This is a genomic window from Amycolatopsis mongoliensis, from assembly GCF_030285665.1.
Classification (GTDB): Bacteria; Actinomycetota; Actinomycetes; order Mycobacteriales; family Pseudonocardiaceae; genus Amycolatopsis; species Amycolatopsis mongoliensis.
In genome coordinates, this window is the sequence record NZ_CP127295.1 from 511,085 (window position 1) to 523,392 (window position 12,308).

Below are 12,308 nucleotides of genomic sequence, written 5' to 3' on the forward strand. Positions count from 1 at the left end.
CGGCCGGGCCGGACGTGACACCCGCTAGGGTCGCGGAGGTGACCACCCCAGCCACCCGGGCCGAGGCGCTGCACCTGACCGGCGAACGGACCGTCCCCGGCATCGCCGAGGAGAACTACTGGTTCCGCCGCCACGAGGCCGCCTACCTCGCCCTGCTCCCCCACTGCGCGGACGCGACGGTCCTCGAAGCCGGCTGCGGCGAGGGCTACGGCGCGAGTCTCCTCGCGACCACGGCCCGCCGGGTGCTCGCGCTGGACTACGACGTGCCGACGACCGAGCACGTCGCCCGCCGCTACCCCGAACTCGCCGTCGCGCGGGCGAACCTGGCGTTCCTGCCGGTACGCGACGGCGCTGTCGACGTCGTGGCCAATTTTCAGGTCATCGAGCACCTGTGGGACCAGTCAGGGTTCCTCGCCGAGTGTCGCAGGGTGTTGTCGCCGGGAGGAAAACTACTGGTCACGACCCCGAACCGACTGACCTTCACCCCGGACAGCGACACGCCGCTGAATCCGTTCCACACCCGTGAGCTGGCGCCGGCCGAGCTGGCCGGGCTGCTCGCCGACGCCGGTTTCGAGGTCGAGACGGTGCACGGCCTGCACCACGGCGAGGCCGTGCGGGCGCTCGACGAGCGGTACGGCGGGTCGATCATCGACGCCCAGCTCGGCGTCGTCATGGGCTCGCTCCCCGGCCAGGCCGTCTGGCCGTCGGCGCTGCTGGCCGACGTCGCCGCGATCGAGGCCACGGGCTTCGAAATCCACGGCGACGACCTCGACGCGAGCCTCGACCTGGTCGCTGTGGCGGTGCGCCGATGAACGAAGGCACTTTTTGCCTCGTCTTGCACAGCCACCTGCCGTGGCTGCCGCACCACGGGAGCTGGCCGGTCGGCGAGGAATGGCTCTACCAGGCGTGGGCGCACTCGTACCTGCCGATGGTCGACCTGCTGGAGCGGCTCGCCGACGAAGGCCGCCGCGACGTGCTCACGCTCGGCGTGACGCCGGTGCTCGCCGCGCAGCTCGACGACCCGTACAGCATCCGCGCGTTCCACGACTGGCTCGGCCACTGGCAGCTGAGCGCCCAGCACGCGTCGACGTTGTGGCGGGGCGACCCGGTCCTGCGCGAGCTCGCGGCGGCCGAACACCGGACCGCGGTCCGCGCGGCCGAGGAGCTGGGCACCCGCTGGCGGCACGGCTTCTCCCCCATCCTTCGTTCCTTGGTCGACAACTCGACGATCGAGCTGCTCGGCGGGCCACTGGCCCACCCGTTCCAGCCGCTGCTGGACCCGCGGGTGCGCGAGTTCGCGCTGAACGCCGGCCTCGACGACACGGCGCTGCGGCTCGGGTCGCGGCCCGAGGGGATTTGGGCGCCGGAGTGCGGCTACGCGCCTGGTATGGAAAACGACTACGCGGCCGCCGGCGTGCGGCGGTTCATGGTCGACGGGCCGTCGCTGCGCGGTGACACCTGGGCCGCGCGGCCGGTCGGCGACAGCGACGTCGTCGCCTTCGGGCGGGACCTCGAGGTCACCTACCGCGTGTGGTCGCCGAAGGCCGGCTACCCCGGCCACGCCGCTTACCGCGACTTCCATACCTGGGCGCACGAGGTCGGCCTCAAGGCGTCGCGTGTCACCGGGAAGACGGTCGAGCCGCCGGACAAGGCGCCGTACGACCCGTCGCTGGCCGCGGACGTGCTGGGACTGCACGTCAAGGACTTCGTCGACACCGTGGTGACGCGGCTGCGTTCATTGAAGAAGCACCACGGGCGTGAGGCGCTCGTGGTCGCCGCTTACGACACGGAGCTGTTCGGACACTGGTGGCACGAAGGGCCGGCCTGGCTGGAGGGCGTGCTGCGCGCGCTGCCCGAGGCGGGCGTCCGGGTGACGACGTTGAAGGGCGCCCTCGACGCCGGGCTCGTCGGCGAACCGATCGCGCTGCCCGCGTCATCGTGGGGCTCGGGCAAGGACTGGCGCGTCTGGGACGGCGAGCAGGTCAAGGACATGGTCGACGCCAACACGGCACTGCAGGAACGGCTCCTGTCGCTCGTTGCCGGATTACCGACCACGGCCCGGGACACCGTCGCCGACCAGGCCGCGGCCGAGGCGATGCTGGCGCTGGAGAGCGACTGGGCGTTCATGGTCACCAAGGACTCCGCCGCGGACTACGCGCGTCGCCGCGCGGCGGTACACACCGAGCGCTTCGACGCCTTGGCCGGCTTGCTGCGACGCGGCGACCGCGCTCGGGCCGAGGAGCTGGCGGCCGCCTATCGCGCCGACGACGGACCGTTCGGGCACCTCGACGCCCGGACGCTGAAGCACGACTGAAAGGGACTCATGGGGATCCACGAAATTCCGGTCAAGACGCTCGACGGACAGGAGAGCTCGCTGGGCTCGCTCGCGGGCAAAGCACTGCTCGTGGTCAACGTCGCGTCGAAGTGCGGCCTGACCCCGCAGTACTCGGGCCTCGAGCGGCTGCAGGAGCGCTTCGGCGGCCAGGGCTTCTCCGTCGTCGGTTTTCCGTGCAACCAGTTCGCGGGGCAGGAGCCGGGCAGCGCTGAAGAGATCCAGACGTTCTGCTCGACGACCTACGGCGTCACCTTCCCGCTGTTCGAGAAGATCGACGTCAACGGCGATGGCCGGCACCCGCTGTACGCGGAGTTGACCAAGACGGCCGACACCGACGGTGACTCCGGCGACGTCCAGTGGAACTTCGAGAAGTTCCTGGTTGGCGCTGACGGCGAGGTCCTGGCGCGGTTCCGGCCGCGGACCGAGCCCGAGGACGACCAGGTCGTCAAGGCGATCGAGGCCGCCCTGCCGGCGTGAGACGACCGGTGTCGCGCCGGGTCTCGGCCCGGCGCGGCGCGGTCACAGGCCGAGCTGCTCGCGCCCGACCGCGTTGAGGTCGTCGATCGTGGCCCGGCCGGTCCAGTTCACTTCGTAGTCTTCGGGCGCGAAGTCGCCAGGACTCGCACCGGTCAGGAAGGCGCGGCCGCACTTCTCGGCGTAGGCCGCGTTCTTCGGGCAATGCGGGCTCGCCGGGATGTACATGACGTTGCCCCAGCGGTCCGGGTTGGTGCCGTCGGCGACCGCGTGGACGACGTCGCCGTGCCACCAGACCGTGTCGCCCGGCTCGATCGCGGGGATCGAGGTCAGCGCGGGCAGCAGGTCGTCGTGGTACTTGTCGCTGACCGGCAGGGCCTGGCCGTTGGCGGCGCCGCAGAGGTCGTCGTCGGGGATGTCGTCCTGCAGCGCGCGGAGCAGCACATACGTGATCGCCGACGGGATCGGCACGACGTGCAGCACGCCGTCGCCCTGGTGCATTTCCGACAATGCCGTCCAGCCTTGGAAGGTGCGGAAGGCCGAGCACATGACCGTCGACGGGTATTCGTCGACTTCGGTGCGGTAGGCGCCGTCCCACGGGTCGTACTGTTGCCAGTTTCCGGCGAAAACGTGGCGGAAGACCTGCTGGTAGACGGGCAGCAGCCAGCGTTCGACCGAGCCGGAGTCGGTGTGGGCGGACAGGCCGAGCGACGCCGAGCCGGGCGGGCGCCGGCGGATGCGGTCGGGGTAGGCCGTGTCGCGATCGGGGTCGAACCAGACGCGGCCCTCGGACTCTTGCCGCCAGAAGGAGTTGAGGAACCGCCGGACGGCGACCATGTGCTCGTGCTGCCGGGCCTGGATCTGCGGCTTCGACCAGTACACCGGGTAGATCTGCGGCTGGCTCGACGCGAGGCCGGCGAAGACGTCGTCGGCCGGGCCCTGGTACGTCCCGGCGAAGTCGTTGTCGGCGAGGTACGCGGCCAACTCGGCGTCCCAGGCTTCGGCCGTTTCGCGCGCGAAGGTGCCCTTGACGACGGCGCAGCCGCGGCGCCGGACAGCGTCGAGCGTGCGCTGCGGCACGGTCCCGGCGGCGATGTCGCGGTAGCGGACCACGGGGAAGGCGTCCGGGTCGGCGGCGACGGCGTCGACCTCCCGGCGCATTGCATCGCGGACCTCGGCGAACGCGCCGGCGACGTCGCCGATCCGGGCGCGCAGTTCGCGTTTGGTCCCCGAGATGGCTTCGGACATGTTCGCGGGCAGCTCTGTGGTCGTCATCGGTGTCCTCGCGATCTTTTGATTAGGACTCCTTACTAGAATGTCCCGGCTACGGTAACCCCTGTCCGTTCCCCGCCACAAGAGGTGCGATGTCCGACCCCGACCGGCCGCTTCCGCGCCTGGCGATGCTGCGGGCCATGACTGACCGCGCGGTGCTCGACCACGTTTTCGTCCACGGCCGGATCACGCGCGCGGAGCTCGCCGCGACCACCGGGATCTCGAAGCCGACGATCTCCGAATCAGTCCGGCGGCTGGAGACCGCGAGCGCGTTGCGGGCCACCGGCACCGACCAGACCGGCCGCCGCGGCCGGATCGCCACGTTCTACGAACTGGCCACCGACGCCGGCCGCGTGGTCGCCGCGGAGGTCAACCAGCAGGGCATCCGCACGATCACCACCGACCTGACCGGGACGGTCCTGGCCGCCGAGCGGCACCAGCCCGGCGACCGGCCGATGACGACCGCGGTCCGGGACGCCGTCGCCGCGGCGGGCGGGGTGGGGCCGGGTCCGGTGCGGGCGACCGCTATCTCGGTGGCCAACCCGGTCGACCCGGTCACGCACGAGGTCGTCGCGCTGCCGGGGTCGCCCTTTCCCGAGGGGCGGCTCCGGGCCGGGGAGATCGGGCGTGAGGTTCTGCTCGACAACGACGTCAACTTTTCTGCGCTCGCCGAACGACGAGAGGGCGCCGGGCGGGAGGCGAAGAGCTTTGCCTACGTCTACGTCGGCGCCGGGCTCGGCGTCAGTCTTTATGTCGGCGATCAGCTCGTGCGCGGGACGCACGGGCTGGCGGGTGAGATCGGGTTCCTGGACAGTTCGGGCTCGACGCTCGCCTCGACGCTCGCCGACCAAGGTTTTGGCAGGTCCGACGCGCCTTCGCTGGACGTCGACGCAATCTTGACCACGCTCGACCAGGCCGACGGTGACGCCGTGGCCGCCGAACGGCTACGGCTGCTCGGCGCGACGCTCGGGCGGGCCGTCGCCGCGATCTGCACGATCGTCGATCCGGACCTGGTGCTGCTGGGCGGCCCGGCGGGGAGCCGGCCGGGCCTCGTGGCCGAAATCCGGCGAACGGTCCACGCGGCCGCGCCGGGGCCGGTCCGGGTGGAGGCAGGAGCGGTGACGGACTCGGCGGCCCTGCGCGGCGCGCTGTTGTCGGCGCTCGACCACGGGCGGGATGGCCTGATCAAGGCCGTTGCCGAAAGCTGACCACGCTGCGACGCCGTGGGCGCGAGGTCCCGCGGTGTCGTCCAAAAAACGACCAAGCCGGCTCAGGCCGAGCCGGCGTCGATCACCGCTCGTGCGCACTTCGCGACCACTTCCGGGTCCACCTTGACCACGCGACGGTCATACGTCAGCAGGCCGTTGACTTCGTTCTCGACATCGGTCGTCTGGGTGTAGACCGCACCGGACAGGCCTCGCTCGAGCACCACTTGCTCCAGAGCGGCGCTCACCTCCGCGTAGCGCTCGGTGAGCCGTTCCCGGGTCGGCACCATTTCGTACGCGCTCGGCGGGCCCGGCCAGCGGTGGTCGTCCAGCACCAGACCGAGGCCGCCGTACTCGCCGTCGACGATCGCCCGGCCATCGGTGACCGTCGGCGTGCCGGGGCCCACGTAGGTGTGGTCGTCGTAGACGTCGCCCGCGCCCGTGTCCGGGCGGGAGAAGCAGCAGTTGACGCCGCTGTTCGCGATCACCAGCCGGGTCGGGTCGAGCGCTTTGACCAACCCCGCGACACGAGCCGTCTCGAACTCGCCCCAGCCCTCGTTGAACGGCACCCAGCCGACGATCGACGGGACCGCTCGCAGCTGAGTGATCATTTCGATCAGTTCCGCTTCGAACCGCTCGCGCGCCCGCGGAACCGGGTCGGGGGCGATGCCGGGCGGGCCGTCGAACGAGACCGTCAGCGACGGCATGTCCTGCCAGACGACCAGGCCCAGCGTGTCGGCCCAGAAGTACCAGCGCGCCGGCTCGACCTTGACGTGTTTGCGGACGAAGTTGAAGCCCAGCTCCTTCGTCTTCTCGAGGTCGAAGCGCAGGGCCTCGTCGGTGGGCGCGGTCGAGATGCCGTCCGGCCAGTAGCCCTGGTCGAGCGGGCCGTGGAGGAACAGGGGCCGGTCGTTGAGCGCGATCCGCGGGCGGCCCTCGGAATCCGGGCGCAGGCCGATCGTCCGGAGACCGGCGTAGCTGCCGACTTCGTCCGAAACCGCGCCATGCCGGTCGAGCAGCTGGACGCGCAGTGTGTAGAGGTGCGGGTCGTCGGGGGTCCAGAGGCGTGGTTCGGGGACGTCCACGCGCACCGACGTCCCCGCCGCGCCCGAGCCGCGCGCGACTTCGCCGTCCGTTGCCGAAACGACGACCACGACCTCGGAGCCACCGGTGACCTGCGGGAACACCGTCACGCCGGTGAGGTCCGGGGTCAGGTCCAGGCGTTCGACGCGGGTCTCGGGCACCGGCTCGAGCCACACCGTCTGCCAGATTCCGGACGACGCCGTGTAGCAGATCCCGCCGGGTGCGTTGCGCTGCTTGCCGACCGGGAAGGGCTCGATGTCGGTGCGGTCCTCGGCCCGCACGGTCAGCTCCTGCGGCCCCGATGCCCGTAGGACGTCGGTGATGTCCGCACTGAACGCCGTGTAGCCGCCTTCGTGCGTCGCGACGAGCTGGTTGTTGACCCACACCTTCGCCGTCTGGTCGACCGCGCCGAAGTGCAGCAGGACGCGCCGGCCCAGCCAGTCGACCGGGATCTCGACCAGGCGCCGGTACCAGAGGACCTCGTCGCGCCGGCCGATTCCGGACAACGCCGACTCCGGCGGGAACGGGACCAGGATCCGCTCGGCGTAGCCGGACGGCCGTGGTTCGTCCGGCGACGACGGCCAGCCCGCGTACTCCCAGACACCGTTGAGGTTCAGCCAGCTCGGCCGGGTCAGCTGCGGCCGCGGGTACTCGGGCAGGGCGTTGTCCGGGCCGACCTCGGCGGACCACGGGGTGGACAGGGGCGGGTCGAGCCGGCGGCGGCCGGTGTCCTCAGGGCAAGTCATCCCGGCCGATGGTGGCAGAGATCGCCGGGCTCGCCAGTGAGTCGGGCCACATTCGGCGACGGATCTGGCCGGTCGGCTGGCACGGGCGCCGCCGGGCCGTCCCGACTCGCGAGTAACCTCTGCCCATGCGTGTGCTGATGCTGTCCTGGGAGTACCCGCCAGTGGCCATCGGTGGCCTGGCCCGGCACGTGCACGCGCTCGCCTGCCACCTGGCCCGCCAGGGTCACGAGGTCGTCGTCCTCTGCCGGCACGCCGCGGGCACCGACGCCGGGACGCACCCGCGTACCGACCGCGTCGCCGAGGGCGTGCGGATCATCCGGGTCGCCGAAGACCCGATGCACGTGACGTTCGAACGCGACCTCGTCGCCTGGACGCTGGCCATGGGACACGCCATGATCCGCGCCGCGCAGGACCTGCTGCGCAGCTGGCAGCCGGACGTCGTGCACGCGCACGACTGGCTGGTCGCGCACCCGGCCATCGCGATCGCCGAGGCCGCGCGGGTGCCGCTGGTCGGCACGATCCACGCGACCGAGGCCGGCCGGCACTCCGGCTGGCTGTCGCACCCGCTGAACCAGCAGGTTCACTCGGTCGAGTGGTGGCTGGCGAACCGCGCGGACGCGCTGATCACCTGCTCGCAGGCCATGCGCCGCGAGGTCGCGCACCTCTTCGAGATCGAGGCCGGCGACGTCACGGTGATCCACAACGGCATCGAGGAACGCGGCTGGCAGGTGCCGGCGAAGGAGATCGCCCGCGCCCGCGAGGTCTACAGCCCGGCCGGGGCGCCGCTGTTGCTCTATTTCGGACGACTCGAGTGGGAGAAGGGCGTGCAGGACCTGCTGGCCGCGCTCCCCCGGATCCGGCGCCGCCACCCCGGCACGCGGGTGGTCGTCGCCGGAAAAGGACGACACTTCGACGAGCTGGTCGAGCAGTCGCGGAAGCTGCGGGTGCGGCGCGCGGTCGACTTCGTCGGGCACCTGTCCGACCGCGACCTGCGCGCGGCGCTGGCCGCGGCCGACGCCGTGGTGCTGCCCAGCCGGTACGAACCGTTCGGCATCGTCGCGCTGGAGGCCGCGGCCGCGAAGGCGCCGCTGGTCGCGTCCACCGCCGGCGGGCTCGGCGAGGTCGTGGTGCACGGCGAGACCGGGCTGGCGTTCAGCCCCGGCGATGTCGCGGCACTGGCCGACGCGGTGACGGCCGTGCTCGGCGACGCACCTGCCGCGGCGAAGCGGGCGAAGGCCGCGCAGTCACGGTTGGCCGCCGACTTCGACTGGGGCCGGATCGCCGAGGCGACCGCCGCGGTCTACAAACGGACCAAGCCGGGCGAGCCGGTCGAGCTGCCGCGGCCGAAGATCGCCACCGGCAACGCGTTCGAGCCGGTCGCGGCCGGGATCCCGGAACTGTAGGTAGCGGTCGCCGGCGCGGTGACGACGAGTGCTCGACGACGCGACGCCGCAGTCGACCGAACGCCGGCTTCGGAGCGGCGAAGCTCGCAACCCGGAGGCCGAACTGTAGGTGGCGGCCCGCTCAGAAGCGGCAGGGCCGGACGCAGTCGGTGTGCGCCGAGGTCGGCGCGGTCACCGTTACGACGGCGCCGAACGAGAACGAAAACACGACGAAGACGGTGGCGACGACGGCTCTCAACCTGCTGGTCATGGGGACTCCTCGGGACGACCGGCGCAAGGACGCGCCTCGCAGCGAGCATCCGCACCGGGTCCTGGGGAAACAATCAGCGGAACACTACGGGCCGGTACCCATTCGCCTCCCGTGACCGGTCAGCGGGTTCCGGTCAGGATGCGCACCCGGACCCGCTCCCGCAGTGGTCCGTGCGGGGTCACCGCCTCCCGGACGCGCTCGGTGAACGCCGGCCGCTCCTCGGCCGCCGGCAGCTGCGACGGGCTCATGGCCGAAAAAACGCCACCGGCGATCTCCTCGACGCTCAGCGGCGCGTCGTACGAGACGACCTGGGAATCGACGACGTACCCGGCTTCCGAGAGGGCGTCCGCGTAACGCGACTGGCTCGTTTCGTCCGTGCCGCACGTCCGGTGCAGCGGTGTCCCCAAATACGACGACACGACTTCGCGCAGCGCCGCCGACCACGCCGTGTCCTGGAGCCACAGCGGCTCGCCGTTGGTCACCACCGCGACACCACCGCCCGGACGCAGCAGCGGGCGCGTCACCGCGAACAGCCGCGCGGGGTCCATCCAGTGCAACGCCTGCGCCACCGTCACCGCGCCCAGCCGGCGCGGGCCGAGAGCCGGCGTCAGCGCGCCGATGTCGGAGTCCGCGCCCAGGAGCCAGCTCACGTTCGCCGGCGAACCCGCCTTGCGGGCTTGGTCGAGCATCGCCGGTTCCGGGTCCATGCCCAGCACCGCGCCCACCCTGGGCGCCAGAACCCGGGTGAGCTGGCCGGTGCCGCAGCCGAGGTCGAGCACGACGTCGTCGCGCGTCGGCCCGAACGCGGCTGTCAGCGCGTCGCCCACCGCGGGCGGGTAGCCGCGCCGGAACCGCTGGTAGTACTCGCTCACTTCGCCGCCGAAGGCCGGTGCCGTCATGGTTCGAGCATGCCCACGGCCGGCCGCGAACGGGCACGGTTACGCCCGCAGCGGACTCAGAAGACCGGCAGCAGCAGGCCGTGCTCGGACTCCGGGCGCGGCCCGAAGATCCGGCGATCCGACGAATCGATCGGCACGTCGTTGATGCTGGCCTCCCGCCGGCGCATCAGGCCTTCGTCGCTGAACTCCCACAGCTCGTTGCCGTAGCTGCGGAACCACTGGCCTCCGGCGGTGCGAGACTCGTACTGGAACCGGACGGCGATGCGGTTGCCGCGGAAGCCCCACAGCTCCTTCCGCAACGCGTAGTCCAGCTCGCGCTCCCACTTCGCCGTCAGGAACCTGACGATCTCCGCGCGGCCCACGACGTGCTGGTCGCGATTGCGCCACACCGAATCCTCCGTGTAGGCCAGCGAGACCCGCTCCGGGTCGCGGGTGTTCCACGCGTCCTCGGCGGCTTGGACCTTCTGGCGGGCGGTGTCTTCGTCGAACGGCGGGAACGGCGGACGCGGGGTCATGGGGGCTCCTTGCCAACGGGGAGAACGTACGTTCTCCGACTACCCCGCTAGACTAGAGAACGCTCATTCTCCACACCAGAGGCAGGTGACATGACTCCCACGGAGGCGACCGACCGGCTGCTGGAAGCCGCCGAGGAGCTCTTCTACGCCCACGGCGTCCAGGCAGTCGGGATGGACGCCGTCCGCACGCGCTCGGGTGTCTCGCTCAAGCGGCTCTACCAGACCTTCCCGGCGAAGAACGACCTGGTCGAGGCCTACCTCCGACGTCGCGACGAGCGCTGGCGGAGGTCGTTGCGCGAATTCGTCCACGCCCGCGGCGACGCCCCGCTCGCCGTGTTCGACTGGCTGCGGAACTGGTTCTCCGAACCCGGCTTCCGCGGCTGCGCGTTCATCAACTCGTTCGGCGAGTTCGGCGAGCCGGCGCCGGGCGTCGCCGCCGCGATCCGCGAGCACAAGGACCAGCTCCGCGCCTACGTGCGTGGTCTCGTTCCCGACAACACCACCGCCGACCAGCTGTTTTCCCTCATGGAAGGCGCGACCGTGCTCGCCGCGATCACCGGTGACCCGGGTGAAGCGAGCACAGCCCGCGAAGCCGCGAAGGTCCTCCTGGCCGCTCAGGGATAGAGCGTCAGCCCCGGATCGAGCGCGACCTCCCGCAACTGGTCGAGGCTCAGCGGCGGCGACGGCATGTCCGGCGGCAGCGGCTGCTTCGCGCTGCCGGCGATGTTCTCCGCCTCGACGATGATGCCCGTGCCGTCGGGTTTGCCGACGTTCACCTGGTTGACCGTCGCCTGCCCGGGATAGGTGAACGTGAGCGCGACGACGGTCTCGCCGTGCGGCCCGGTCGTCCGGTCGCACGAGCCCTGCGCGCCCTCGGGCGGATCGGCGCACTCGGTGGCCGGGGTGGCGTTGCCGCCGAGCCGGGTGACGATCGCCCAGACGTTGCCCTTGCGCGCCCCGTCGACCGTCGTCGCAGCAGCCATGAAGTAGTCCTCGCCGCCGCTGCACGCGCCCTCGCGCGGCACCCGCGCGGAAAACACGTGGTAGAAGGTCAACGGCCCGTGCTGCTTGCCCTTCGGGTACTCGCCCTGGGCGTGCGGCTGCAGCTTCGTCCCGGCGGCGACCCGCTGCCGGACGGCGGCGGTCAGCACACCGCTGAGCCGGTTCGCCGCGACGTCGGCGGTCTCCGGGATCGGCGGCCCCGTCTGCGGTGGGTACGGGCTGATGGCGCACGGATCGTCCGAGGGCGGCGCCGACGGCGTGCCGGCCGCCCCGGGCACCACCGCCGTCCCGCCGGAACCGCCGGAACCGCCGGGCACGAGGACCAGCGCCGCACCGGCGGCCACCGCCGCCACGCCCGCCCCCGCGGTCGTCCACGGGTTGACGAACCGGCGCACCCGCGCCCGGCCGCGTTCCCGCGCCAGCACGGCATCGACATCCACTGTGGACGGTGGCACGGCGCCGATCGCCGCGTCGAACTGTTCCCTGCTCATGGCGCCTCCTTCAGCTCTGGCCCGCGGCGACGAGCGCGCGCAGCGCGTCGAGCCCGCGCGCGGTCTGGCTCTTCACGGTTCCGGGCGAACACTCGAGGACCTCGGCGGTCTCCTCGACGGAAAGGTCGCAGTAGTACCGCAGCACCACCGCCGCCCGGCGCCGCGGCGGCAGCGCGTCGAGCAGCTCGAGCAGGCCGAGCCGTTCGACGACGTCGTCGCCGGGCAGTACCGCCGGCTCCGGCAGCGTCGCGGCCGGCTCCTCCCGCCGCCACGCCCGGCCCTTCTCGTCCAGCCACGTCCGCACCAGGATCCGGCGCACGTAGGCGTCGAGGTGATCCATGCGCCGGGCCCGCGGCCAGTGCCGGTACAGCTTGCCGATGGTGATCGACACCAGGTCGTCGGCGAGGTACCAGTCCCGGCACAGCAGGTAGGCCGTCCGGCGCAGGACGTCCATCCGGGCCGTGACGTAATCGCGGTACCCCGCCTCTTCCGACCGTTTCACCTGTTCCTCCTCGTCGCCCCCACACCGTGTCCAACGGGGTCCGCGGCCGCCGGGGTTGCCCGGAGATCGAAATCCGGGCAACCCGCCGGCGCGCGGGAGCCGTTCCACGACCCGAGGGACTTCGACAGGGA

The 12,308-nt window shown here is 71.7% G+C and carries 13 protein-coding genes; 6 read left to right on the forward strand and 7 right to left on the reverse strand.

The window, feature by feature from the left end; all coding sequences use genetic code 11:
• Nucleotides 1-38 precede the first annotated feature (38 nt).
• Genes QRX60_RS02420 through QRX60_RS02430 form a run of 3 tightly spaced genes read left to right on the forward strand, consistent with a single transcriptional unit; the run spans nucleotide 39 to nucleotide 2,812 of the window.
• Complete coding sequence (locus QRX60_RS02420; protein ID WP_285999159.1) at nucleotides 39-812, forward strand: class I SAM-dependent methyltransferase; 774 nt, start codon at nucleotides 39-41, stop codon at nucleotides 810-812.
• Nucleotides 809-2,314: a glycoside hydrolase family 57 protein gene (locus QRX60_RS02425; protein ID WP_285999160.1), complete on the forward strand. Its 1,506-nt coding sequence runs from the start codon at nucleotides 809-811 to the stop codon at nucleotides 2,312-2,314. The genes QRX60_RS02420 and QRX60_RS02425 overlap by 4 nt, the downstream gene beginning before the upstream one ends.
• 9 nt (nucleotides 2,315-2,323) lie before the next feature.
• Nucleotides 2,324-2,812: a glutathione peroxidase gene (locus QRX60_RS02430; RefSeq protein WP_285999161.1), complete on the forward strand. Its 489-nt coding sequence runs from the start codon at nucleotides 2,324-2,326 to the stop codon at nucleotides 2,810-2,812.
• 42 nt (nucleotides 2,813-2,854) lie between these two features.
• On the opposite strand, the gene QRX60_RS02435 is transcribed toward QRX60_RS02430, so the two are convergent.
• Nucleotides 2,855-4,084 (reverse strand): YbiU family protein, encoded by a 1,230-nt coding sequence (locus tag QRX60_RS02435; protein ID WP_285999162.1) that lies wholly within the window; start codon nucleotides 4,082-4,084, stop codon nucleotides 2,855-2,857.
• A gap of 137 nt (nucleotides 4,085-4,221) precedes the next feature.
• Here QRX60_RS02435 and QRX60_RS02440 point away from each other — a divergent pair, with 137 nt between their 5' ends.
• Nucleotides 4,222-5,289 (forward strand): ROK family transcriptional regulator, encoded by a 1,068-nt coding sequence (locus tag QRX60_RS02440; RefSeq protein ID WP_285999163.1) that lies wholly within the window; start codon nucleotides 4,222-4,224, stop codon nucleotides 5,287-5,289.
• Nucleotides 5,290-5,351: 62 nt separating this feature from the next.
• Here the strand turns inward: QRX60_RS02440 and QRX60_RS02445 are convergent, their stop codons facing one another.
• A complete protein-coding gene (locus QRX60_RS02445; RefSeq protein ID WP_285999164.1) occupies nucleotides 5,352-7,115 on the reverse strand; it encodes a glycoside hydrolase family 2 protein in 1,764 nt (587 codons plus the stop codon).
• Nucleotides 7,116-7,240: 125 nt separating this feature from the next.
• Between QRX60_RS02445 and QRX60_RS02450 the strand changes: the two genes are divergently transcribed.
• Nucleotides 7,241-8,518 (forward strand): glycosyltransferase family 4 protein, encoded by a 1,278-nt coding sequence (locus tag QRX60_RS02450; RefSeq protein ID WP_285999165.1) that lies wholly within the window; start codon nucleotides 7,241-7,243, stop codon nucleotides 8,516-8,518.
• A gap of 121 nt (nucleotides 8,519-8,639) precedes the next feature.
• Here the strand turns inward: QRX60_RS02450 and QRX60_RS02455 are convergent, their stop codons facing one another.
• The 3 genes from QRX60_RS02455 to QRX60_RS02465 form a co-directional block, all read right to left on the reverse strand.
• On the reverse strand, nucleotides 8,640-8,768 hold the full coding sequence (locus QRX60_RS02455) for a hypothetical protein (protein WP_285999166.1): 129 nt from the start codon (nucleotides 8,766-8,768) through the stop codon (nucleotides 8,640-8,642).
• 119 nt (nucleotides 8,769-8,887) lie between these two features.
• Nucleotides 8,888-9,667, reverse strand: a complete 780-nt coding sequence (locus tag QRX60_RS02460; RefSeq protein ID WP_285999167.1) for a class I SAM-dependent methyltransferase — start codon at nucleotides 9,665-9,667, stop codon at nucleotides 8,888-8,890.
• Between the two features lie 56 nt (nucleotides 9,668-9,723).
• Nucleotides 9,724-10,182 (reverse strand): nuclear transport factor 2 family protein, encoded by a 459-nt coding sequence (locus QRX60_RS02465; RefSeq protein ID WP_285999168.1) that lies wholly within the window; start codon nucleotides 10,180-10,182, stop codon nucleotides 9,724-9,726.
• 90 nt (nucleotides 10,183-10,272) lie between these two features.
• Here QRX60_RS02465 and QRX60_RS02470 point away from each other — a divergent pair, with 90 nt between their 5' ends.
• Nucleotides 10,273-10,806 carry a TetR/AcrR family transcriptional regulator gene (locus tag QRX60_RS02470; protein WP_285999169.1) on the forward strand — a complete coding sequence of 178 codons (534 nt, stop codon included), beginning with the start codon at nucleotides 10,273-10,275 and terminating at the stop codon, nucleotides 10,804-10,806.
• On the opposite strand, the gene QRX60_RS02475 is transcribed toward QRX60_RS02470, so the two are convergent.
• Together QRX60_RS02475 and QRX60_RS02480 are read right to left on the reverse strand one after the other, a co-directional pair.
• Nucleotides 10,797-11,675 carry a hypothetical protein gene (locus QRX60_RS02475; RefSeq protein WP_285999170.1) on the reverse strand — a complete coding sequence of 293 codons (879 nt, stop codon included), beginning with the start codon at nucleotides 11,673-11,675 and terminating at the stop codon, nucleotides 10,797-10,799. The genes QRX60_RS02470 and QRX60_RS02475 overlap by 10 nt on opposite strands.
• Nucleotides 11,676-11,685: 10 nt before the next feature.
• On the reverse strand, nucleotides 11,686-12,177 hold the full coding sequence (locus QRX60_RS02480) for a SigE family RNA polymerase sigma factor (protein ID WP_285999171.1): 492 nt from the start codon (nucleotides 12,175-12,177) through the stop codon (nucleotides 11,686-11,688).
• Nucleotides 12,178-12,308: the final 131 nt, after the last annotated feature.